Source organism: Olleya sp. ITB9 (genome assembly GCF_001315805.1).
GTDB lineage: Bacteria > Bacteroidota > Bacteroidia > Flavobacteriales > Flavobacteriaceae > Olleya > Olleya sediminilitoris.
Genome location: NZ_BCBW01000002.1, coordinates 62,912 through 85,150 on the forward strand (window position 1 = coordinate 62,912; position 22,239 = coordinate 85,150).

Annotated in this window: 24 protein-coding genes and 2 pseudogenes; 7 read left to right on the plus strand and 19 right to left on the minus strand. The window is 29.6% G+C overall.

Annotated features, from left to right (window positions below):
- The first annotated feature begins 1 nt into the window (after position 1).
- The 5 genes from ITB9_RS00605 to ITB9_RS00625 all read left to right on the plus strand — a co-directional run bounded on the left by ITB9_RS00605 (position 2) and on the right by ITB9_RS00625 (position 4,928).
- Entirely contained in the window at positions 2-1,006 is a 1,005-nt protein-coding gene (locus tag ITB9_RS00605; RefSeq protein ID WP_054850705.1) for a glycosyltransferase family 2 protein, read from the plus strand.
- The gene (locus tag ITB9_RS00610; protein ID WP_054850706.1) at positions 1,007-1,969 is read left to right on the plus strand and encodes a CdaR family protein; all 963 of its coding nucleotides are present in this window, start codon (positions 1,007-1,009) and stop codon (positions 1,967-1,969) included. It begins immediately after the preceding gene.
- Positions 1,966-2,565 (plus strand): dephospho-CoA kinase, encoded by a 600-nt coding sequence (gene coaE, locus ITB9_RS00615; RefSeq protein ID WP_054850707.1) that lies wholly within the window; start codon positions 1,966-1,968, stop codon positions 2,563-2,565. Before ITB9_RS00610 ends, coaE begins: the two co-directional genes overlap by 4 nt.
- A 70-nt stretch (positions 2,566-2,635) precedes the next feature.
- Positions 2,636-4,213, plus strand: coding sequence for a sensor histidine kinase KdpD (locus ITB9_RS00620; protein WP_054850708.1), 1,578 nt, complete (start codon positions 2,636-2,638; stop codon positions 4,211-4,213).
- Between the two features lie 4 nt (positions 4,214-4,217).
- Positions 4,218-4,928 carry a response regulator transcription factor gene (locus tag ITB9_RS00625; protein WP_028291416.1) on the plus strand — a complete coding sequence of 237 codons (711 nt, stop codon included), beginning with the start codon at positions 4,218-4,220 and terminating at the stop codon, positions 4,926-4,928.
- A 29-nt stretch (positions 4,929-4,957) separates the two neighbouring features.
- Here ITB9_RS00625 and miaA read toward each other — a convergent pair whose 3' ends face one another.
- The 9 genes and pseudogenes from miaA to ITB9_RS00670 form a co-directional block, all read right to left on the minus strand.
- Complete coding sequence (gene miaA, locus ITB9_RS00630) at positions 4,958-5,890, minus strand: tRNA (adenosine(37)-N6)-dimethylallyltransferase MiaA (RefSeq protein ID WP_054850709.1); 933 nt, start codon at positions 5,888-5,890, stop codon at positions 4,958-4,960.
- Positions 5,891-5,912: 22 nt separating this feature from the next.
- Positions 5,913-6,773, minus strand: a complete 861-nt coding sequence (locus ITB9_RS00635; RefSeq protein ID WP_028607151.1) for an ion transporter — start codon at positions 6,771-6,773, stop codon at positions 5,913-5,915.
- A gap of 27 nt (positions 6,774-6,800) precedes the next feature.
- The gene (locus ITB9_RS00640) at positions 6,801-8,768 is read right to left on the minus strand and encodes a transglutaminase domain-containing protein (RefSeq protein WP_054850710.1); all 1,968 of its coding nucleotides are present in this window, start codon (positions 8,766-8,768) and stop codon (positions 6,801-6,803) included.
- Positions 8,768-10,129, minus strand: a complete 1,362-nt coding sequence (locus ITB9_RS00645; RefSeq protein WP_028291420.1) for an exonuclease domain-containing protein — start codon at positions 10,127-10,129, stop codon at positions 8,768-8,770. The genes ITB9_RS00640 and ITB9_RS00645 overlap by 1 nt, the downstream gene beginning before the upstream one ends.
- 12 nt (positions 10,130-10,141) lie before the next feature.
- A pseudogene (locus tag ITB9_RS00650) lies at positions 10,142-10,819 on the minus strand (YggS family pyridoxal phosphate-dependent enzyme); the annotation flags it as partial.
- A 41-nt stretch (positions 10,820-10,860) separates the two neighbouring features.
- On the minus strand, positions 10,861-12,099 hold the full coding sequence (locus ITB9_RS00655; RefSeq protein WP_028291422.1) for a DUF1015 domain-containing protein: 1,239 nt from the start codon (positions 12,097-12,099) through the stop codon (positions 10,861-10,863).
- 75 nt (positions 12,100-12,174) lie between these two features.
- On the minus strand, positions 12,175-13,062 hold the full coding sequence (locus tag ITB9_RS00660; protein WP_054850712.1) for a 3-hydroxyacyl-CoA dehydrogenase family protein: 888 nt from the start codon (positions 13,060-13,062) through the stop codon (positions 12,175-12,177).
- A 15-nt stretch (positions 13,063-13,077) separates the two neighbouring features.
- On the minus strand, positions 13,078-13,746 hold the full coding sequence (locus ITB9_RS00665) for a hypothetical protein (protein ID WP_054850713.1): 669 nt from the start codon (positions 13,744-13,746) through the stop codon (positions 13,078-13,080).
- A gap of 3 nt (positions 13,747-13,749) precedes the next feature.
- Positions 13,750-14,709 carry a Gfo/Idh/MocA family protein gene (locus ITB9_RS00670; RefSeq protein ID WP_054850714.1) on the minus strand — a complete coding sequence of 320 codons (960 nt, stop codon included), beginning with the start codon at positions 14,707-14,709 and terminating at the stop codon, positions 13,750-13,752.
- Between the two features lie 160 nt (positions 14,710-14,869).
- On the opposite strand from ITB9_RS00670, the gene ITB9_RS00675 reads away from it, so the two are divergent.
- Positions 14,870-15,511 carry a protein-L-isoaspartate(D-aspartate) O-methyltransferase gene (locus ITB9_RS00675; RefSeq protein ID WP_028291426.1) on the plus strand — a complete coding sequence of 214 codons (642 nt, stop codon included), beginning with the start codon at positions 14,870-14,872 and terminating at the stop codon, positions 15,509-15,511.
- A gap of 132 nt (positions 15,512-15,643) precedes the next feature.
- Here ITB9_RS00675 and ITB9_RS00680 read toward each other — a convergent pair whose 3' ends face one another.
- The 5 genes from ITB9_RS00680 to ITB9_RS00700 form a co-directional block, all read right to left on the minus strand.
- Positions 15,644-16,318: a YiiX/YebB-like N1pC/P60 family cysteine hydrolase gene (locus ITB9_RS00680; protein ID WP_054850715.1), complete on the minus strand. Its 675-nt coding sequence runs from the start codon at positions 16,316-16,318 to the stop codon at positions 15,644-15,646.
- A 45-nt stretch (positions 16,319-16,363) separates the two neighbouring features.
- Entirely contained in the window at positions 16,364-16,975 is a 612-nt protein-coding gene (locus ITB9_RS00685; RefSeq protein ID WP_054850716.1) for an SH3 domain-containing protein, read from the minus strand.
- A gap of 59 nt (positions 16,976-17,034) precedes the next feature.
- Entirely contained in the window at positions 17,035-17,220 is a 186-nt protein-coding gene (locus ITB9_RS00690) for a hypothetical protein (protein WP_054850717.1), read from the minus strand.
- Positions 17,221-17,224: 4 nt separating this feature from the next.
- The gene (locus ITB9_RS00695; RefSeq protein ID WP_054850718.1) at positions 17,225-17,467 is read right to left on the minus strand and encodes a hypothetical protein; all 243 of its coding nucleotides are present in this window, start codon (positions 17,465-17,467) and stop codon (positions 17,225-17,227) included.
- 311 nt (positions 17,468-17,778) lie between these two features.
- Complete coding sequence (locus tag ITB9_RS00700; protein WP_054850719.1) at positions 17,779-18,204, minus strand: hypothetical protein; 426 nt, start codon at positions 18,202-18,204, stop codon at positions 17,779-17,781.
- Positions 18,205-18,774: 570 nt separating this feature from the next.
- Here ITB9_RS00700 and ITB9_RS15735 point away from each other — a divergent pair.
- A pseudogene (locus tag ITB9_RS15735) lies at positions 18,775-18,930 on the plus strand (IS110 family transposase); the annotation flags it as partial.
- Between the two features lie 47 nt (positions 18,931-18,977).
- Here the strand turns inward: ITB9_RS15735 and ITB9_RS00705 are convergent.
- The 5 genes from ITB9_RS00705 to ITB9_RS00725 all read right to left on the minus strand — a co-directional run bounded on the left by ITB9_RS00705 (position 18,978) and on the right by ITB9_RS00725 (position 22,106).
- Positions 18,978-19,574: a hypothetical protein gene (locus ITB9_RS00705; RefSeq protein WP_054850720.1), complete on the minus strand. Its 597-nt coding sequence runs from the start codon at positions 19,572-19,574 to the stop codon at positions 18,978-18,980.
- Between the two features lie 219 nt (positions 19,575-19,793).
- A complete protein-coding gene (locus ITB9_RS00710; RefSeq protein WP_054850721.1) occupies positions 19,794-20,549 on the minus strand; it encodes a YARHG domain-containing protein in 756 nt (251 codons plus the stop codon).
- Positions 20,550-20,683: 134 nt separating this feature from the next.
- Positions 20,684-21,001: a type II toxin-antitoxin system RelE/ParE family toxin gene (locus ITB9_RS00715; protein WP_054850722.1), complete on the minus strand. Its 318-nt coding sequence runs from the start codon at positions 20,999-21,001 to the stop codon at positions 20,684-20,686.
- Positions 21,001-21,234, minus strand: coding sequence for a hypothetical protein (locus ITB9_RS00720; RefSeq protein WP_054850723.1), 234 nt, complete (start codon positions 21,232-21,234; stop codon positions 21,001-21,003). Before ITB9_RS00720 ends, ITB9_RS00715 begins: the two co-directional genes overlap by 1 nt.
- Before the next feature lie 287 nt (positions 21,235-21,521).
- A complete protein-coding gene (locus tag ITB9_RS00725) occupies positions 21,522-22,106 on the minus strand; it encodes a hypothetical protein (protein WP_148638293.1) in 585 nt (194 codons plus the stop codon).
- Between the last annotated feature and the right edge of the window lie 133 nt (positions 22,107-22,239).

Below are 22,239 nucleotides of genomic sequence, written 5' to 3' on the forward strand. Positions count from 1 at the left end.
TATGAAACTACATTTTTCTTTTATTATCCCAGTTTATAATCGTCCTAATGAAATAGAAGAGCTTTTATTAAGTTTTTCAAAATTAGATACAGTGGTTGATTATGAGATTGTTATTATAGAAGACGGTTCTTCTATTACAGCTAAAGATGTAGTTGAAAAATATTCCGATACATTAGATATATCCTACTATTTTAAACCTAATTCTGGTCCAGGAGATTCTAGAAATTACGGAATGCAAATAGCAAAAGGTAATTATTTTATTATTTTAGATAGTGATTGTTTATTACCTAAAGACTATTTAACTCAAGTTGAAAATAGTTTAAAACAAGATTTTGTAGATTGTTTTGGTGGTCCAGATGGTGCACATCAATCGTTTACTAATCTTCAAAAAGCTATAGATTTTAGTATGACATCCATATTAACAACAGGAGGGATTAGAGGAAATAAAAAAAGTTTAGACAAGTTTCAGCCTAGAAGTTTTAATATGGGATTGTCTAAACAAGCTTTTAAGGCTACTAATGGTTTTGGAAACATACATCCAGGAGAAGATCCAGATTTATCCATTAGATTATGGAATTTAGGTTATAGAACAAAATTAATTCCAGAAGCCTATGTGTTTCATAAAAGACGTATTTCTTGGTCTAAATTCTATAAGCAAGTCAATAAATTTGGCTCTGTAAGACCAATATTAAATAAATGGCATCCTCAAACTAAAAAGATAACCTATTGGTTTCCTACTGTGTTTTGTTTTAGTGTTTTAATAGCTTTAATATTGACTATGTTTAATTTTTATTGGCCAATTTATATGGTAATAGGATACTTTATAATGATATTTATTTCAGCTTTAGCTAAAACAAAAAGTATAATTATAGCAGTTCAGTCTATATTAGCAGTATGCATTCAATTTTTAGGTTATGGTTATGGTTTTTTTAAATCAACAATAATGTTAACTTTAAAAAAAGAAACACCAGAGCAACTTTTTCCACATTTGTTTTTCAAGAATTAAATGAAACAAAATATTAAACATAAAATTTTAGGATTGTTTAAAAGTAGAAAGCTAAACGTTTTTTTACTATTTTTTGTGTTATCATTTTCAATATTAATTTTAACAAAATTATCCAAATCTTACACAGCTACTATTCCGTTTGAAGTTAATCCAATTAATGTAGACGATACTTTTGTGGTTTTAAACAAAGACCAATTAAAGCTTAATATTACTATGGAAACCTACGGTTTTAACTGGCTTAGATACGCTATCAATACACCTAAATTAGATGTGGATTTTAAGACAGATGTAGTAAAAATAGATTCTTCTTTAATATGGAGTATTTCTAGAGGTTTTTCTAATATCAATAATCAGTTTAACAAACAAAAAAAGGTAATAAGCATCAACCCTGATACCTTGTTATTTAAGTATGATATTAATAATATTAAATATGTACCAGTACAATTTAATACTACTGTAAATTTTGCAGAAGGTTACAATACATTAGAAACCTTTAAAACTTTACCTGATAGTGTAAAATTAATTGGACCAAAAACAATACTTGATAAAGTAAAAGTTATTAATACAGAATCTTTAGAATTAAACGATATTAAAACAGATGTAAATATTGCACTGCTACTTAACTTAGACAGTTTAGGTAACCAAGTTAAAACTAATGTTAAAGAAGTGAATTTTGAGTTAGGAGTTTCTAAATTTTCAGAAGGAATAGTTCAACTTCCAATTGAAATTTTAAATAGTCCTAAAGGAAAACGTATTAATTATTTTCCTAAACAGATTTCAATAAGTTATGCAACCAGTTTAGAAAATTTTAATAACATTACAGCAACAGATTTTAAAATTATATGTGATTATAAAGAGGCTATTGATGATGCTTTTTTAACACCAATAATAGTAAAACAACCTGAAGGTGTTAAAAACGTAAGATTATTACAACAAAAAATTGAGTTTATTATAAAGCAATGACACCAAAAATTATAGGTTTAACAGGAGGTATAGGTAGTGGTAAAACTACAGTCGCTAATTTTTTTAAAACATTAGGCGTCCCTATATATATAGCAGATACTGAAGCTAAAGCTCTAATGAATCGTTCTAAAATAATTAAAAGAAAACTAATTAAGCTGTTTGGAGAACAAGCCTATATTGATGATAAACTAAACAAACCTTTTGTAGCAAGCCAAATTTTTAGTAACCAAGATTTATTGCAACAAATGAATGCTATAGTACATCCAAAAGTAGCAAAACATTTTGCAAATTGGGTAAAAAAGCAAAGTACAGCTTATGTTATTAGCGAAGCTGCTATACTTTTTGAAAACGGAAGCTATAAAAAATATGACTACATTATTACTGTAGTAGCCCCAAAAGAGGTGAGGTTAAAACGTGTGTTAAAACGGGATAGTTCTTCTAAAGAAAAAGTAGAAGCTATTATGAATAACCAATGGTCGGATAATCAAAAAATCGAATTATCAGATTTTGTAATTAATAACACAAACCTAGAAACAACAAAGCTTGAGGTAGGAAAAGTCCACAAAAAAATCTTAAAAAGAATAACAAATCCTTAAAAATTAACGTTTTTGTTAATGTAAGGTTAAAAGCAAGGTTTTGTTAATGTTAAAATCTTAATTTTGGCTGATGAATAAAAGGATTTTTCTTGTATTGGTCATTTTAATGAGCTGCTCTCTAATTGGTATTATTTTAGTGCAAGCTTATTATATCAATAATTCTCTAGAGAATACAGAAAAGCAATTTAACTTTAATGTTAAAAAAGCTTTAAGTTATGTCTCTCAAACAATTGAGAATGAAGAAAAAGAAGACTACTTACAAAAATTTAATGATTTATTGAGTACTGGTAACATTAACGTTAATGATACTACAGCCATAATAAATATTTATTTAAAAGAAGATAGTCCAGAAACCAATGAAACTATTATTTACAGAAACGGTATTTTAGAAGAAAACTTTAAAGTGTCGTCATCGCTCTTTGACATAGGTTTAGATAGTTTAAACGTCCGAAGAATTTTACAAAAACGTGAAACTGAAACTGTAGAAAATAACTCGATTGATGGGAGTAAAAACCTATCAACCATGCTTTCTAAATTAAGTAAAGTTAATGAGACAACTCATCTTGCTTTTGAGTCAGTATATAAAGATAAAGCTTACTTAAAACCAATACATAAACGTGTTACAGTTGAAAAAGTTGATAGACTTTTAGCATTAAAACTGATAGAGGATGACATTAATATTGATTATGAGTTTGCCATATATAGTAATGATTTAGCAACAAAAGTTAAAACAGAAAACTTTGAGCTTCCGCAAAACAAAGCATCTACATTTAGTGTTCCTTTTTTTTACAATAAAAACGATAGTAGCAATTACAGGCTTTTAGTAAATTTTCCGGAACGTAATAAATTTATATTATCATCTGTGTTAACCATGTTAACATTGTCAATAATTTTTACATTAATTATTATAATAGCTTATTCAAGTGCATTATACCAATTAATTAGGCAACGTCAAATCTCGCAAATTAAAACAGATTTTATAAATAACATGACGCATGAGTTTAAAACACCAATAGCAACAATCAATTTGGCGTTAGACTCGATTAAAAATCCTAAAATAATAGACGATAAAGAAAAGGTTTTACGTTATTTAGGAATGATTAAAGATGAAAACAAACGCATGCATGCTCAAGTAGAAAATGTATTAAGAATATCTAAACTTGAAAAAAATGAACTAAATATTAGTAAGGAACCACTGGAGCTTAACGACTTAGTAGAAAACGCAATAACTCATGTGGAGCTAATAGTAGAAGATAGAGGAGGTCACATTGAGACTAACATCAATGCTGAAAAGTCTTCTGTATTAGCTAACGAAACCCACTTTACCAATGTTTTAGTTAATGTTTTGGATAATGCCATCAAGTATTCTCCAGAAGCACCAAAAATTATTGTTACAACTGAGTTAGCAGGAAACAATATTTTAGTACATATTAAAGACCACGGAAGTGGTATGAGTAAAACCGCTCAAAAACGTGTTTTTGAAAAATTTTATAGAGAACACACAGGGAATATACACAACGTAAAAGGTCATGGTTTAGGCTTAGCTTACGTTAAAAGAATCGTAGAAGACCATCATGGTCATATATCAGTAGAAAGTGAAAAAGAAAAAGGAAGTACTTTTACAATAAAGCTTCCGTTAATCTCGTAACATTATGGAAGAACAATTAAAGAGAATATTATTAGTCGAAGACGATCCAAATTTTGGAACCGTTTTAAAAGATTATTTATCAATGAATGATTACGAAGTTACTCATGCTAAAAATGGTATGGAAGGCTTTGAAAAATTTAAACGTGGTGATTTTGATCTATGTATTTTAGATGTCATGATGCCATATAAAGATGGATTTACTTTAGCTAAAGAAATTAGAGAGAAAAACGCAGATATTCCAATCGTATTTTTAACAGCAAAAGCGATGAAGGAAGACGTGCTTAAAGGTTATAAAGTTGGTGCAGACGACTATTTAAATAAGCCATTTGATAGTGAAGTCTTACTAATGAAAATAAAAGCAATCATGCAACGTAAAGCTAACGATACTGTTGCAGATAGCAAACAATTTGAATTTAAAATAGGAGGTTTTGATTTAAATTCAAAACTTAGATTTTTAACTTACAATGGAGGAGAGCAAGTTAAATTGTCACCTAAAGAAAACGAATTGTTACGTATGTTAGCATTACATGAAAACGATTTAATGCCACGAGAGTTAGCGTTAACAAAAATATGGAGAGATGATAATTACTTTACATCTAGAAGTATGGACGTTTATATAGCTAAACTTAGAAAGTATTTAAAATTAGATCCAAATGTTGAGATTTTAAACATTCATGGTGAAGGTTTTAGATTAGTTGTAAATCAAGATGCCTAATCAAGGTTTATTTATATTAAAAAATCCAGCTATTCAGCTGGATTTTTTTTGTTTATAATAGTTTCTATTTTAGAAGTAATAGTTTCAATAGGCGTAAGGTAATCAAACCACAATGTATCTTGTTTTTTTCTAAACCATGTTAATTGTCTTTTAGCAAAACGACGAGAATTTTTCTTGATTTCAGAAATAGCAAAGTCTAAAGTCCATGTATTGTCCAGATAATTAAAAATTTCTTTGTAACCAACCGTATTTAAGCTATTTAGGTTTTTGTAAGGTAGTAATGCTTTTACTTCATCTAATAAACCATTATCTATCATAATATCCACACGTTGGTTTATGCGGTTGTAAATAATTTCTCTATCTGCATCTAAACCTATGGTTATGCTTGTAAATGGTCGTTTGTTTTTATATTTATTTAAAAAAGAAGAATAAGGTTGACCACTACCAATGCAGATTTCTAAAGCTCTAATCACACGTTGTGGATTGTCTACAGCTATGGTATTATAGGCTATTGGGTCTAAGGTTTTTAGTTTAAGTTGAAGTATCTCAAGTCCTTCTGTTTCTAATTGAGTATTTAATTGTATTCTTATAGTTTTATCTACTTCAGGAAAATAGTCTAAACCTTTTATAACAGCATCGACATACAAACCTGAACCACCTACCATAATTACAATGTCATTTGTTTGATGAAGGTTTTGTATGCAGCTTATAGCTTCTTTTTCAAAAGTTCCAACATTGTAATCTTCAGTAATTGATCTGTTGTGTATAAAATGGTGCTTAGCAGCAGCTAGCTCTTGAGTTGTAGGAGCAGCAGTACCAATACTCATTTCTTTAAAAAATTGTCTTGAATCTGCTGAAACTATTTCAGTATTAAAATAATTAGCTAATTTAATGCTAAGTGCAGTTTTACCAATAGCAGTTGGTCCAACAATAGATATTAAATACTTGTTAGTGTGTTTCACTTTTAAAAGGTCTTAGATAGATTTAATGTAAGTTGTTTCCGCAGACTTTACAAAAATAAGCATCATCATCATGGTTGTTTTCATGACAATTAGAACAACGTTGTGTGTTTAAGTTAATTTTTGGTTCAGTAGTTTTTAACTTTTCATCATCAGATTTTTTCATATTTCTAGAATACTCAGCAGACACAATTCCTGTTGGAACTGCTATAATACCATATCCTAAAATCATGATTATTGTAGTTATAAATTGACCTAAAGCTGTTTGTGGTGCTATATCACCAAAACCAACAGTTGTAAGGGTTACAATACACCAATATACACTTTTAGGGATGTTAGTAAAGCCATTTTCTTCACCTTCTACAAGGTACATAATAGTCCCGAAAATTACAGAAGAAACTAATACAGCAAATAGAAAGACTAATATTTTAACGCGACTAGCTATTATAGAGTCCCTTAATTGGTTTGAAGCACCTAAATATCTAGCTAATTTTAAAATCCTGAAGACACGTAATAGTCGTAAAGCTCTTAAAGTAACTAAAGCATGTGATCCAGCAAAAACAAAAGATATATACATTGGTATTGTGGATAATAGATCTAAAATGCCATAAAAGCTAAAAATATATTTGAAGGGTTTTTTAACGGTTATAATTCGTAAAATATATTCAATACTAAAAAAAATAGTGATTATCCATTCTCCTATATACAGTGCATTATGGTATTTAGCGTCAATATTTTTGACACTCTCTAGCATTACTAATACAATACTTGCTAAAATTAATACAAGTAATACAACGTCAAATAATTTTCCCGAAGGCGTGTCTGCCTCATAAATAATTTCATGAAGTTTTTCTTTCCAGGTCTTAGTTTGATTAGCTGTATTCATGGGGTAAAAATACTAAATTATGACAAGTTATTTTTTTTCTAATACAATTAGAGTTTTAGTTTGTACATCCACAACGTAGTTCATTAATTTTTTTAAGGATTCATACTGATTAGGTTGGTATATAGATTTGTTAAACAAGACTCTAAAAGAAAGAATTAGTTTATCATTTAAAACGTTTGAAATAAATACGCAACTTGCTTCATTGTTAGGAAGTTTAACAGTGATATCTTTTGGTTTTTCAATCACGTTGTATTTACCCTCTAAGTCTATTTCAAAAGCATAAATAAAGCTGTCTTTATATCCAAAATCAACAGGATAAGTTCTTTCTTGTAAATTAAATGGATTTTTTTTAAGATGCTTAATTACAAATGGATCCAAATATATTTTGCCATCAATAGTATTTAATTCTGGTTGTATAAAATTAAAGCTTTCATTAAAAGTATTTTCAGATTTAGAGGTTGTAGCAACATTAAAGCTATCAATAACGAAGTTTTGATATTTATCCTTTAAATTTTTTAAGTAATTAGAGTTAGAGAAGTATTTTTTTCTTTTAGGATACGCATGATAGCCAAAATATTTTGATTTTATTGAGCCAAGTAACTGATCTTTTTCTTGATCTATTTTTAATTTAATAAGATGTTGAGAACTTGTTTTAATACCTGGTTTTATATCTACCCAGTCACTACCATTTTTAAAATCTATACGTCTTCCGTAACTATTTAAACATTTAAAAGGAATCATGCCAAAACTTAAATAAGGACTAGTTGCGTCTAATAAATAGGATTTACCATTAACATTTGCTTCAACAACCATATAATTATAATCGTATTGAATAGGGATCAATTTTGTAATAAAACCATTACTTCTGGTTGATAAAATTACTGGTTTAGATTTAATATTATTTTGGTTTAATAAAGTATTTAATAAAATATTTATCTCTGAAACATTACCGGTTTTATTTTTTATTAAGTTTTTTAAAGAGACATCAGAAAAGATTCTATACTTATCATTCCAAACATAATTACCTTGAACGTAACTGTATATAGCTTTTGCTTTTTCTAGAGGGGCTGAAATAGATTTGATATCATCGCTAAGTAAATCTTTACCTAAATTAGTTTTAAGTATTTGTCTGCCAAAATCATTATTTGTTTTCCATTCTTTATCAGTATCCTTCCAGGTTTTAGTTATTTTGTCAACAGTTCCATCAAGTTGGTGTATTTCCTTTAATTCATACTTTAGTTTCGAAATGTAATTATTCTTTGAGGTCATGTAATCTTCTTCCTTAAAAGCAGGAATGTCAGTCATAACATATTTAGATATTAAGCAGCTAGCAGTTGTAATACCCTGAGATTTAAAACAATTTTTCTTTACAAATGATTCGTTTATATCTAATTTTTTTTCTCCTACAAGAATTAGATTATAGTTGTAGTTTCCAAAAATACTAGTATTATATTCACTGTATAATACTGGTATGTCTTCTTGAAAAGCCCAATTATGATATTTATAAATAAAAGGTGTATCTATTGTATAACTGTAAGTTATTACAGAACCATCTTGTAGATTTGGAAGTGTAAATTTTAATGTAGAATGGTTTTTGTCTTCTTTTACTTCAAAAATCTGATCTTCAGATAGTTTAGTTTCTATTATGTTTCCATCTACCAAGTTGTAAGTTGAAGCTTTAAGGTTTTCAATTTTAGTTTTTTTTGCCCTATTATCACTAATATAAATGCCAATTTCTTTTGTGGTATAATCACTTTCAGATTTATTAAAAATCTTAATCTTACGTTTAATTTCTGTTTTTAGGTTAAAAGTTTCATCATCAAAATAACTATTCCCATATTCATAAATGACTAATGCATTAGCAGTAGAGTCTTTACTATAAGAGTTAATTTTTAGATCATTAATGTTAATAGAGAAGCTTTTGGAGTTAAATTTATTTTGGGCAGTAAGTTGAATTGAAATTGAAAGACATAATAGCAATAGGATTTTTTTCATTATAATTCGATAATTTTTAGTCGCTTATTTTTACGCATATAACTTTGTATTATATGCTGTTGGTCTCTATTATTTTCCATTGGTGTGATAATAGATTCTAATATTTCTGGATTATTAATTTGATGATTTAAATTATAAAAGCCAAAGCCTTTAAAAATTCCGTTTTGGATTAAAATAGCACTTCTCTCATCTACCTCACGACCTTGATCCACAATTATCATGTTTTTGTTTTTATAACTGTATTTGTCAATGAGTTGTTGGACACGTTTGTTATAATTTTCAGGAGATTCTTTTTGTATACAAGCACCTTCACAATTTTTTACTTCATATTGAAAACAACTTGTATTTGTTTTATACAAACCACTTAATTTTTGACATAAGTTAAATTGTTCGACCATTTTTTCTAGAAAATGACGACCACTTTGTCGTGTATTAAATGTAGTAATATGTGGTTTACGTCCATCAGCTTTATCAATGGTTAAGTTGATGTAACCATTATGATCTGTAAAACTATATAAAGCATGTGTAAATTTACTTTTACGCAAGGCTCTGTTTAAGATTGGTTTGTTTAGTTTAATTTCTTCACTTTCTTTTAAAAGCGCAACAAGTTCGCTTCCGGTAGCTTCATAAGTCACATTAGTAACCTGAGCTTGTATTTTTTTAGATTTAGGTGTGTGACCAGTAAAATGTTGGTTTACTCTGTTTTTTATGTTTTTACTTTTACCAATGTAAATAATATCTCCATCAGATTTGTGCATGTAATATACACCTGTTTTAGAAGGTAAACCATCTATTATATCTATCAAACGAGGTTCCATTTGACGTTTAGGTTCTTTTCTAATCGAATCCTTTATAATAGTTTTTTTAGTGTCTTTGTTAAGTAGTAATTTGAATAGTTTAACAGTAGCTAAAGCATCACCAGATGCACGATGTCTATCTGTTACTGGTATACCCAAAGATCTCACTAATTTACCTAAGCTATAACTTGGCATATCAGGAATTAAATCTTTAGACAACTCCACAGTGCATAACGTTTGACGTTCGTATTTAAAACCTAGACGTTTAAATTCTGTTTTTAAAATACGATAATCAAATTGTGCATTATGAGCTACCAAAATGGTGTCTTCGGTAATTTCTACAATACGTTTTGCGACCTCATAAAACTTTGGAGCATTACGTAACATTTTACTATTAATACCAGTAAGATTAACGACAAAGGGTTGTATGTCACGTTCAGGATTAACAAGGCTTATAAATTGATCTACAACTTCATGACCATCATATTTATATATAGCAATTTCTGTAATGCCTTCTTCATTAAATTTACCACCTGTGGTTTCTATGTCTACTATTGTGTAAATAAAGAGTTGATTTTAATTATAATTTCTTTTACCAAATATACTACTTCCAACGCGAACCATTGTACTTCCGCAATCTATTGCTAAAAGATAATCACCACTCATTCCCATACTAATAGTTTCTAGTTGGCAATTATTAGTTTGTATAGCTTTAAGATTGTCAAAAGCTGTTTTTAATGTATTAAACTCTTGTTTAATTTGCTCTTGATTATCAGTAAAAGTAGCCATTCCCATGACACCTGTTAGTTTAATATTTGTTAATTCTGAAAACGGTTCAGATTCAAGTAATGCTAAAGCCTCTTTTTGTGTCATTCCAAATTTAGAATCTTCTGAAGCTATTTTAATTTGTAATAAACAATTAATATTTCTATCGTATTTTTTAGCTTGTTTATTAATTTCTTTTAAAAGTTTAAAGCTGTCTACACCATGAATTAAATCTACAAACTCAGCCATATACTTGACTTTATTTGTTTGTACGTGACCTATCATATGCCATTTAATATTTTTTGGCATTTCTTGATATTTATCTGCCATTTCTTGGATTTTATTTTCTCCAAAAATGCGTTGTCCAGCATCATAGGCCTCCATTAAATCACTTACAGGTTTTGTTTTAGAAACAGCAACCAACGTCACATGATCTGGTAGTGTTTCTTGTATTTGATTTAGGTTATTTTTAATTGACATTAAGATTGTGTTTAAATTCTTGGATTTGCTATAACTGACAAGTTACTTGTTTAAAACTCATAAATAGTGACACCACTTCTAATTTTTGGTTCAATATATGTGCTTTTAGGAGGCATTGTAAGTCCATCGTCTGCAATTTGTTTCATTTGCGTAATAGTTGCAGGAATCATACCAAAACCTACAGTATAAGCTTTGCTATCTACTTTACTTTTTAAGTTTACAATGTCCTTTTTTCCGCTAAGGTAATGTATGCGATCATCATTACGCAAATCTGTAATACCAAGGATTGGTTCAAGTATTGTTTTAAACAATAATTGTGCATCTAATTGATCCAAAGAAGTGTTAAATTGATAATTAGTTTTTCTTAAATACAACGAGTAAAATTCGCCATCCAAATACATGCTAAAATGATGTGCTTTTGAGGGTTGATAAGGAGTGATACCTCTATTTTCAATACGATACATGGTGTCAAGTTGTATTAAAAACTCTTCTTTTGTTAATCCGTTTAAGTCTTTAACCAAACGGTTAAATTCATGAATACGTAACTCGGATTCAGAAATTAAATAACTCATAAAAAAGTTATAACTCTCTTCTCCTGTATGTGCTTTGTTATCCGTTTTTAAGTCTTCACATAACAGTTTTGAAGATGATGATCTGTGGTGTCCATCTGCTATGTAAAGCGTTTTGGTTTGGTTAAAAGTTTCAGCTATTGCATTAATATCTTCTTCTTTATCTATTAGCCATAACAAATGTGTGTCTCTGTAAGTTGTTGTAAATTCAAACTCTGCACGTTCTTTTTGTTTTTCATTAATAATAGTTTTAATAGTGCTATTATCAGGATAGGTAAGTAGTACAGGTTCTGCATTAAAACCTACGGTTTTAAGGTAGTCTTTAAAAACAATTTCGCGAGCCGCAATTGTATCCTCATGTTTTTTAATAATATTATTTGTATAATCTTCTACACTTGCTGCAGCTACAATACCATTAAACACTTGATGATCTCTGTCTACTATTTTGTAAATATAAAAACACGGTTTGGTGTCTTGTTTAAAAATTCCGTCTTCTTTAAACTCTAAATACCTGTTTTTAACTAAATTGTATCGTGCTTCACCAGAGATTTCTTTATCGTATTTGTAACCAGGATTTACAATGTGCAAAAATGAAAACGGGTTATAATCCAAACGTGCTTCTCTTTCGGCTTGTGTATAGCTTTGGTACGATCTTGAAGCCACTAAACTTACTTTGTCTCTAGTTGGTCTTACAGCTTTAAAAGGTAAAATTTTAGTCATATGTATAATATATGAAAAATGAATAGTATTAAAAAAAGGCATAAGATAATATATCTCTTATGCCTTTTTTAAGTGTTATATAAACTGTTTAGAAACGTGTTCTGCTTTTCTACTTTCAGAATAATCATAAAACCCTTCGCCAGATTTTACACCTAGTTTTCCTGCTTGTACCATATTTACTAATAATGGACAAGGTGCATATTTAGGGTTTTTAAATCCGTCGTACATAACATTTAATATTGATAAACAAACGTCTAAACCAATAAAATCTGCTAATTGTAATGGACCCATTGGATGTGCCATACCTAACTTCATGACAGTATCAATTTCTGATACTCCAGCAACACCATTGTATAACGTTTCAATAGACTCATTAATCATAGGCATTAAAATACGGTTTGCCACAAAACCTGGATAATCATTAACTTCAGTTGGTGTTTTACCTAAAGTTTTAGACAATTCCATGATGGTGTTTGTTACATCATCACTAGTGTTATAACCACGAATAATCTCTACTAATTTCATGATTGGTACAGGATTCATAAAATGCATACCAATTACCTTCTCTGGTCTTGAAGTTGCAGCTCCAATTTGTGTGATTGAAATAGAAGAGGTATTGGTCGCTAAAATTGTGTCTTGACTACAAGCCTCATCTAATTGTTTGAATATTTTTAATTTTAAATCAATATTTTCGGTAGCAGCTTCAACGACTAAGTTGACGTCTTTAACTCCAGTTTCAATACTAGTAAAAGTCGTTATGTTATCAAGCGTAGTGTTTTTATCGGCTTCAGTAATTTTTTGTTTAGCAACCATACGATCTAAGTTTTTAGCTATGGTATCCATTCCTTTTTTTAATGAAGCTTCGCTAATATCTATTAATTGTACTTTAAATCCTGATTGTGCAAATGTGTGTGCAATACCATTACCCATTGTTCCTGCACCTATAACTGCTATGTTTTTCATTTTAATTATGTTTTGTTATTCACTTATAACATAAGTGAGTTGTTGTTGTTTTATAAATGTTAAACCTAATTGTTCTTTTAAATTTGCTTTAAAAGTTACTAAGTCTTTAATTTTTGTATCATAATTTATTACAGCTCTGTTATTTGTACTGTAACAATTGATGTCAAATCTTTCTTTTATTAGTTTTGAAAATTTGACTAACGAGACGTGCTGTAGCGATATAGAATCTTTTGATTTGTAGACTCTTGTTTGTTTGTTATTTGCATAATGTTTGTACAACTTAGTCGAGTCTGTAATAGCTAGCTCGAAAAAATCTTGATTTTTTAAACTGCTTTTAAGAGATAATTGTTTAACTATTTGGTCTAAGATTTCTTTTTGGACCACTTTAGTATTATTCTCTATTGTTAAAGACACTTGAAGTGGTAGATTATATAAATCTTGATTATCAAAGTGAACCGTTATCGTTTCGTCTTTAAAAATAGTACTAACAAGCTCATTAAATTTGATGTTTTTAGCATGTATGCTAAATGGTTCTACCGAAGTTTTATTGGTAAAATGATCATGGTTAATAGACGCTTTTTGTACAGATAATGTATAATTACTTGCTGTTATTTCTTTTTGTTTAATATCCCTTTTACAGGATACTAATACACTTAACAGTAAAAATAATATAACGTACCTCATATATTAAAACTGATCGATAATCATGGTTGCTACACGTAACGCTTCAGTACCATCATGTAATGTTACTATTGGTGTTGTGTTGTTGTTTATAGCATCAGCAAAGGTTTCAAGTTCGTCTAAAATGGCATTGTTAGCAGAGACGTCAGGATTATCAAAATAGATTTGTTTTTTAACACCTTCGGCATTCTGTAAAACCATATCAAAATCTCCAGGAGATTCTGGAGCATCTTTCATTTTTACAACCTCACATTTTTTCTCTAAAAAGTCTACAGAAATATAGGCGTCACGTTGAAAAAAACGTGTTTTACGCATGTTTTTAAGTGATATTCTGCTGGCAGTTAAATTAGCTACACAACCGTTTACAAACTCGATACGTGCATTAGCAATATCAGGTGTGTCACTGATGACTGAAACACCGCTTGCAGATACATTTTTTACTTTAGACTGCACAACACTTAAAATAACGTCAATGTCATGAATCATTAAGTCTAACACCACAGGTACATCAGTACCACGAGGATTAAACTCGGCTAGACGATGTGCTTCTATAAACATTGGACTGTCTAATTGGTCTTTAACTGCAGTAAATGCAGGATTAAAACGCTCGACATGACCAACTTGACCTTTCACGCCATATTCGGCAACTAAAGCTCTTAAGGCCTCAGCTTCTTGTACAGTATTTGTAATAGGTTTTTCGACAAAAATATGTTTGCCTTTAGCAATGGCTTGTTTAGCACAATCATAATGTGATAGAGTAGGCGTGACAATGTCAACCACGTCTACCGCTTCAATTAATCCTTCAATTGTATCAAAGTATTTGTAACCAAATTCGGCTTCAACCTGTTTAGCATTATCAGGATTTGCGTCATAAAACCCTACTAAATCAAATTTTTCTGATTGGTTTAATAATCTAAGATGAATTTTTCCTAGGTGACCAGCACCTAATACACCAGCTTTAAGCATAAGTTATTACGTTTTCAACAAAAATAAGTTTTTTTGAACAGTATTTTATATGAAATTACTATTTATATATACCTAATTGAACAAAAATATAAATTGAAAGAAAATCCTTTTCAGCTTTAAATTTTTGAAGTAATTTTATGCTCTAAACTAACTGCTACCATTGAAAGATACTTTTAAACATAAAGGCTTACGTCAGCAACTTGTTGCTGTTTTGAAAAACAAAGGAATAACTAATAGTGCTGTTTTATCTGCTATTGGCAAGATACCAAGACATTTATTTATGGATTCTAGTTTTTTGGATCATGCGTATCAAGACAAAGCGTTTCCTATTGCAGCAGACCAAACCATATCACAACCTTATACTGTTGCTTTTCAAACCGAATTGATGCAAGTTGAACGAGGTGATAAAGTGCTAGAAATTGGTACAGGTAGTGGCTATCAAACTGCTGTATTATGCGAGCTTGGCGCTAGAGTTTATAGTATTGAAAGACAACAAGAATTATTTAAAATTACTAGCAGATTTTTACCTAAGTTAGGTTACCGACCTAAAAGTTTAATTTTTGGAGATGGTTATAAAGGATTGAGAGAAGAAGCGCCTTTTAAAAGTATAATAGTTACTGCTGGTGCGCCATTTGTACCCAATGCTTTATTAGCACAGTTGGCTATTGGAGGTCGTTTGGTAATACCTGTAGGAGACGATGTGCAAATCATGACCCTTTTTGTTAGAACCGGTCAAACTGATTTTGAAAAAACTGAATTTGGTGAGTTTAGATTTGTACCACTTCTGGAGGATAAGAATTAGTAGTTTGGTTTTGGATATGTAACCTATTTTATTTAGTTTAATAAATTAGACCTTCCATTTCTGTATAAACAGGTGTTATTAATTCAGTTTTGGATAAAGAAAATATTTTTAAGCAAGGTATATTCTTGAGGTTTACTCGTTTTCATAATCATGTACAAATGTAATGTGAGTACTGCTAGCCATTAAATTAGGGTTTGTGCCTTTAATACCTTCTGGAATTGGTTGGTTACGTGCGTTGTAATATTCTACCCAACTTGTTAAAGGTTGACCAGAACTATCGTTAAAGGTCATTGGGTGTGTAAGAAACGGAATAGAGTCTTTGGGTAGGTTTTGCGTTGAAAACATTTTATATACTAGCTCTGAGCAATAATAGGATGTGTCATCCCATAAAAAAATATCGTCATAAGGTGTGTTAACTCTGGCAATACCATAATCTATTGCTTTTTTTAGATATGGTTTGTAATAATTGTCTAGTCTAGCTACTGTGGTTTGAGATTTATTGAATTTGTTTTTATTTCTTTCTAAAAATTTAGCTATTGGTGTTATACAAACGCCTTGTTTTGGTATTGCTTCTAGAACAAACCATTTGTTATTTTTTTGCATTGCTATACCAACATGCGAATAGTTTTTGGCAGCAGCAGTTGCAGTAACGTCTTTTATAGCATTATCAATCTTGTCTGATCCTGTGTTTTGAAACAGTATATCTCCTTCCTTAAGTTTAAAAGTAGTCTTTGTATTGTTATTACAGTTTGTTAAAACAAGTAGCCCTAAAAGTATAGATGTAATTAGTTTTATTGATAGTTTCATTACTAAGTCGCATTTAGTTGAAAAACAAAATTAATAAAAAGGGGATTATGAACAATTGGTTAGCGGGTTACCACATAACCATTTACTTTCTATCCACCCAATGGTGTTATTATATTCAATTTTAACCCAATCTCCACAAAGCTCTTTTAGTTTAAGTTGAATAGTTTCTTCTTTAATAATCGTCACAATTTTACCGTCTATAGGCTTGTCTAGAATATTTATATGCTGTCCAGAATAATTTCTAGTATCAACTGCTATTACAGACCCATGAATCCAACCTTCATTATTAGGTATTATAACGTCATTCTCCATTCCTATTATTGGGTTTTTAATTTTAAACCAGCCATTTTTAGCCTCTGTGACTGTTATGATATAATCATGATTTAAATTATCTACTATTAATTTAGTAATTACTTCACCATTTGGTTTTTTACGAATATTTGTACCTGATGTATCAGGATCGTCTAAATACACTCTAATTTGTTTTGAAAAACATTGTTTTAAACTTTTTCTTTTAGAGGGATAATGATCATTCTTTTTCTTTTTATAAAAACTGGTTTCAATTTTAGAAGTCAGTAATTTCTCTTTGTTAATTTGATTGTTTTTACAAGCCAACACAAGAAGTATTAAGAAGGTGTGGATTATTACTTTTTTCATTGTAGTTAATACGCTATTGATAATATGTTAAAAGTTAAGCTAATGTATTACTTTTCTATTTAGTCATTACCGTATTTCACCTCTTTAATAAGTTCTTCTTTTTCATTATAAAACTTCCAAACGCCTGTTTTATAGTTTTCTTTATATTGTCCGGTTGCAATTACAATATTATCTTTTTGTGTATAACTTGTAAAGCGACCTGTTATTTTCTCATCTTCATCATAAAACCCTGAGTGAAGAACCATGTTATCATTTTTTTTTACCGCTATATCTGTTACCTTCAGCTTCAGAGTCCTCAGCAGTATGTATAAAAGGTCCTGTTTTTTTATTATTTACATAAGTGTCTTGCCAAAATATAGTACCATCATCATTATATCTAGTATGTGTACCGTGTTTTTTTCCATCAGAGAAGTAATTGGCGTCTTTTAAAATTCCTTTATAATCAAATTTTTCTTGTAACCCTTCAAGCTGCTTATTTAGTGTTCTAACCACTTTTATAATCTTTCCATTATTTGTCTTGTAAGTTTTTTGATTGATAGTACCTTTTGTAGATGGTATGTCTTTGGTTTCAATATTGTGAGGTATACCATCTTCATAAGTGTACGTTTTTGATATTTTTCCGGTTTCTAGGTCGTATATATCTAAAGTTCCATTACTTTCTTTGAAAGTTCCATATTCTATTTGGGTGCCTTTACTATTGTAAAACTCTAGTACGTTATATATTTTTCCGTTTTTGTACTGTAAAACCCTGTGTAATTTTTTATTCGCAAAATAAGTTTTAGAGTTTCCATTTATCTTTCCATCTACATAGTTTGTGATACTGGAAACATTTCCGTTTGCGTGGTATATAAGCTATCTATTTTATCTTCTTTGTAAAATAGTGTTTTCTCTAAATTACCTTGCTTATCATAATACAGCCATTTACCTTGTCTTTTTCTGGACGATCCAAAGTAGGAACTTTTATTTGATGTAGAAAAATTACCTTTTGCACTTACTGTTCCCTTTGTATAATATAGGATGATTTCTCCAACTTCTTTATTTCCATTGGTTAGCAAAGTGTCTTTTGTATAGATGACTTTTTGCTTTGGGTTGTTATCTTGATCAAAATAGGTTTCAAGAATAGCTTTACCGTATTTGGGATGCTCTATCTTTTTTGTGGTTGTTTGTTGTGCTTTAACAGAAATTATACTTGTAACGAGTATAAAGATTAAAAGTATTTTGTTTTTCATTTTTTGCTTGTTTATGACGCCTAACAAATATGCTTCTTTTTGAATGAATAATATCTTAACCTAACGACATAAGTTAATTACAATTACACATTAAATTTATACTATTAAACGTCTATAATTAGAGTATTCTGAAATAATATTTTTTTTATTTAGAAAGCATGTGCTTCACGGTTTTGTGTTTGATTTTGTTGCGTGGTCTATGTATTACAATTAGCAAGGACATTACAGATAGAAAACCCACGAGGATATTGGTTGATAGGCTAGGTGTAGGCCACTACATTACACAAGCCTTAATGCTATATACTTAAACAGGTAGGTTGTTTATTAGGATTAGTATATACTGACTGCTTTAAACTACGCTATAAGCATGTTATAAGTATGGTATAACCATGCTATAACCACGCTATAACCTATTTTGAAATACGTGTTAATAATATGATTGTCAGGTATTTGTGACAATACTTAGTTTTGTGTTAAAATAGACTAGAATTATCCCTTGTTTTTTTGTTTTTGAAGGGGATTAATTTTATTGTTTATGTGAAGTTTTAGTGTTTGTAACAGAAGAATTTTTGCAAAGTTATTTACAGTTGGTTAGTTGTCAAAGGGAAGAGCAAAAAATTAGCATTAATAGCGGTTTGTAATAAGCTATTAAAACAGACTTTTCCAATAGCAAAATCAGGACTAAGTTATGATAATAATTACAGAAGTGTTTTATTGAAAAATTAATCCGTTTTTACTTGTTTTTACCACAGTACTTTGTTACCAGCAGTTTTTTATTCCAACGTAATGTTCTTTTCTTCTATAAGTTGAAAAGCCTTTTCAAAGTCTATTATACCTTCTATCCATGAGTAATTCTTTTTTCGTCCGTGTTTAACCATATTCAATAATTTTCGTCCCTTTTGAAGAGTTGTAATATTTTCCTCATTTAAGGCTAAATGTTTTCCTAGATTATCAATAATCGTCTGAAAAGTTTCGCTTTTTTCTAGAGTTTTAAATTTATTAGCATGAATGCGTATAGTGATTTCATAAATTGCTAATTGGTAATATATTATATCTGAAATTTCGTTATCAAGAAAAACACCATATTCCGCAATACATTTTTCATAAAACACTTTCATGGATGGTCCAGCCATAACCAATCCAATAAAATCAAAATTATCTTTTTTGGGATTAGGGTTAACTTCAATATCTCCACTTTTGTAAACAACCATTTCCGGTATAGAACCTTTAACTAATGCGATAAATTCCGGATAATTACCATGTCTGATGCTAGCAAACTCTTGTTTGAATTTTATTTCTTTTTTATGCGCCTTCATCACTTTTAGCATGTAACCAACTATAATTCCGATAATCAACTGTTGTTTTTTCATTTTGTGGTTATTGCTGGTAACGTTAAGTATAGGAAACATAGGGCAGTTGATAAGCACTTTCGTTTCGATGTATTACTTAGCTAAATATAAATATTTTGCTTTTATCTTTTCTTCTATAAACGCCAAATTTTATATTTAGCGGACTTTGTTAATATGCACAGACCTTTCGGTTTATAACAAAAGCCCTATGTTTTTTATACATTGTTACCAATAGTTTTTTTATCCTGCTGCTTGATGTTCTACTAGAATTAATTCATTATTTCGAATTTCAAATGTATACCAAGATTGATACTCATTCTCCGAATAAAAGTTACTTCCAAAACTAAATGCTGTTTCGTCTGTGAGTAACTCTGAGTAACCAATATCAGCATAGGTCATTACAATTTTATTTCCACTTATTTTGATGGAGGTTTCGTTTAAAAAATGACCATCATCTGTCGTTACCTTGAATAAGCCACTTTCATTATACCAATGTATTCCATCAATGTTTATTATACTAAGGATTCCTTTTAATTCTCTCCTTGTAGAACTCAAATCTCCATATCCGCTTTCAGTAAAATAATTGCTTATCCTTGAGTTGACTGAATTCGTATCATCATTTAGTAGGGCTTGTTTGAATGATTTTAAATTCTTAATTATAGTCTCTTTTAAGATTATTTTTTCTTTTTCTTTGCCCAAAAAAAGATTAATATTTTCCTTTTCTATTTTGTTTAATACAATTGTTTTTTTTGATTTATAATCAGGTTTATACCAATCATATTTTTCGGAATAGTAATCTCCTAATCGTTCATCTTTAAAAATATATTGATGTCTTGCGAAAATTTCATTTCTTAGAATTTTTAGTTCCAATAATGATAAATGACTAATATCTGTTTTTAAATATATTTTTGAATCACATTCTGAACAATCATAAATTTGAGAAAACGAACTTTGGGAAAGTAATATTAGTGTAATAAATGCAGTAATGTTTTTCATAATTATTAGTAACGTGTTTGTGTATGGTTAGTGGCGTGTTTAAGCAACTAATTTAGCAAATAAAAACCGAATAGAATTATTCGTAAGTAGGCTAGAACTAGCAATTAATTTTACACGTTGTTGGCAATCAGGCTTTATTTTGTTCGTTTCATTTTCGGTGGATTTTGGCGAGTATCAAAAATATCAGCAATTTTTATAAATCCGTTTTGTTCATCAAACGAATATATGACTTTGTAGTTTTTGAAAACCAAATAACGATATTGAATTTCTCTATCTTTAAGTAATTCTTCTTCTTGTCCAATAAAGGATGCTTTGATTAATTTTTCCGATTCTTTAATTATTCCAGTTACAATTTTAGTAGCAACTTTTAAACTTACTTTCTTTTCGTAATATTCATAAATTTCGTCAAGTTGAGTTTCCGAAAAGTCTGACCAAATAATTTTAAAATTCATTATTGGTATTTGGCTAAAAGTTCAGAACTTGATTTAAAGCGATTGTTTTTGAAATCCGATTCTGATTTGTCAATTCGATTGTTTAACTCATCAATGGTCATAGGCTTAAGAAGCCTTTCGTCAGAAGTGTCTTTTTCCTTTTTCAATATTTTCTCAAGCTTGGAAATTGCTTCCTCGCTTTGAAGTTTTAGGAATTCTTGAATAAATTCTATTTTTCGAGCTTCTAGATTCATTTCGAGTTTCTTTTTATCAAAGATACTAAATTATCAAATTCAATCCATATCTTTCTTCGTGTAACGAATTTTTCAGCTTGTTGCCAACGGTTTTGTATATGGCTCGTAGCGTGCAAAAAGACACTAACTTTTCGGATTAACACTGAGCCGAATTTTTATGTTTTGTTTTTACTTTTTTTATTTTAAAAGCCAAATTTAAAAATTTGGCGGTCTTTACAAATAAGCACAAACCTCTCGGTTAAGCACTTAATTAGCTATGTTTTATAACCGTGTTGTCTGTAGTTATTTTAGTTATTCAAATCAACTATATCACTCCAAAACCGAATCCGTTTAGGTTCTTTAATTTTCCCGAAGGATATCGGTAATTCAATATTAAATTCATTTGAAAAATAGTCCATCAAGTCGTTTCCGTAATAAATAATGTCCATTTGATGTACGGAAAAAATTGGGTTGGTTATTTCATTTGGTTCGCTGGCTAAATATCTATGAGAATAAATCGGAATTAATTTCGGTTGTTTAGCTAACTCATTTATGGCTATTTTCTTTTGTTCTTTATAATCAGAGGGTTTAATTCCCCATTTATCCAACCAAAAGGAATTATTCTTAATGTCAAAAAGCATACCCTCTAATGGCCAATTCAATCTATTTTCAATTTCTTGTTTTCCTTTTTCACTATTTATTCCATATCTCCAATGAACGAAACCAGAACTTACAGGAAGTTCGGTTTGAAGAAGTAACTTTAAATCACTTGGAAAAATGATTCCAAAATCACGGTTAATCTTTTCTATTTCAATATTCGTTAACCCACTATCAAAAGAAATGTCTTTTCCTTTTAACAGTTTAATTATTCTATTGACTTGTTTTTGGTTCATTTTAATTACAGTCAACGTGTTTATGTATGATTTCGTTGCGTGTTTCAGCAACTAATTTAGCAAATACAAACCGAATAGAAAATCCGCGAGGATTTTCGTAAGTAGGCGATTACTAGCAATGAATTATACACGT

What these genes read in the sequence shown, in the direction of transcription:
- ITB9_RS00670 (WP_054850714.1), bottom strand. Translation starts at nt 14,709, where the DNA reads ATGCTTAAAGCTGGTGTATTAGGTGCTGGTCACCTAGGAAAAATTCAT.
- ITB9_RS00625 (WP_028291416.1), top strand. Translation starts at nt 4,218, where the DNA reads ATGGAAGAACAATTAAAGAGAATATTATTAGTCGAAGACGATCCAAAT.
- ITB9_RS00655 (WP_028291422.1), bottom strand. Translation starts at nt 12,099, where the DNA reads ATGACTAAAATTTTACCTTTTAAAGCTGTAAGACCAACTAGAGACAAA.
- ITB9_RS00620 (WP_054850708.1), top strand. Translation starts at nt 2,636, where the DNA reads ATGAATAAAAGGATTTTTCTTGTATTGGTCATTTTAATGAGCTGCTCT.
- ITB9_RS00705 (WP_054850720.1), bottom strand. Translation starts at nt 19,574, where the DNA reads ATGAAAAAACAACAGTTGATTATCGGAATTATAGTTGGTTACATGCTA.
- ITB9_RS00685 (WP_054850716.1), bottom strand. Translation starts at nt 16,975, where the DNA reads ATGAAAAAAGTAATAATCCACACCTTCTTAATACTTCTTGTGTTGGCT.
- ITB9_RS00720 (WP_054850723.1), bottom strand. Translation starts at nt 21,234, where the DNA reads ATGAATCTAGAAGCTCGAAAAATAGAATTTATTCAAGAATTCCTAAAA.
- ITB9_RS00665 (WP_054850713.1), bottom strand. Translation starts at nt 13,746, where the DNA reads ATGAGGTACGTTATATTATTTTTACTGTTAAGTGTATTAGTATCCTGT.
- ITB9_RS00610 (WP_054850706.1), top strand. Translation starts at nt 1,007, where the DNA reads ATGAAACAAAATATTAAACATAAAATTTTAGGATTGTTTAAAAGTAGA.
- ITB9_RS00710 (WP_054850721.1), bottom strand. Translation starts at nt 20,549, where the DNA reads ATGAAAAACATTACTGCATTTATTACACTAATATTACTTTCCCAAAGT.
- coaE (WP_054850707.1), top strand. Translation starts at nt 1,966, where the DNA reads ATGACACCAAAAATTATAGGTTTAACAGGAGGTATAGGTAGTGGTAAA.
- ITB9_RS00660 (WP_054850712.1), bottom strand. Translation starts at nt 13,062, where the DNA reads ATGAAAAACATAGCAGTTATAGGTGCAGGAACAATGGGTAATGGTATT.
- ITB9_RS00680 (WP_054850715.1), bottom strand. Translation starts at nt 16,318, where the DNA reads ATGAAACTATCAATAAAACTAATTACATCTATACTTTTAGGGCTACTT.
- ITB9_RS00715 (WP_054850722.1), bottom strand. Translation starts at nt 21,001, where the DNA reads ATGAATTTTAAAATTATTTGGTCAGACTTTTCGGAAACTCAACTTGAC.
- ITB9_RS00635 (WP_028607151.1), bottom strand. Translation starts at nt 6,773, where the DNA reads ATGAATACAGCTAATCAAACTAAGACCTGGAAAGAAAAACTTCATGAA.
- ITB9_RS00605 (WP_054850705.1), top strand. Translation starts at nt 2, where the DNA reads ATGAAACTACATTTTTCTTTTATTATCCCAGTTTATAATCGTCCTAAT.
- ITB9_RS00725 (WP_148638293.1), bottom strand. Translation starts at nt 22,106, where the DNA reads ATGAACCAAAAACAAGTCAATAGAATAATTAAACTGTTAAAAGGAAAA.
- ITB9_RS00690 (WP_054850717.1), bottom strand. Translation starts at nt 17,220, where the DNA reads ATGGTTCTTCACTCAGGGTTTTATGATGAAGATGAGAAAATAACAGGT.
- ITB9_RS00700 (WP_054850719.1), bottom strand. Translation starts at nt 18,204, where the DNA reads ATGAAAAACAAAATACTTTTAATCTTTATACTCGTTACAAGTATAATT.
- ITB9_RS00640 (WP_054850710.1), bottom strand. Translation starts at nt 8,768, where the DNA reads ATGAAAAAAATCCTATTGCTATTATGTCTTTCAATTTCAATTCAACTT.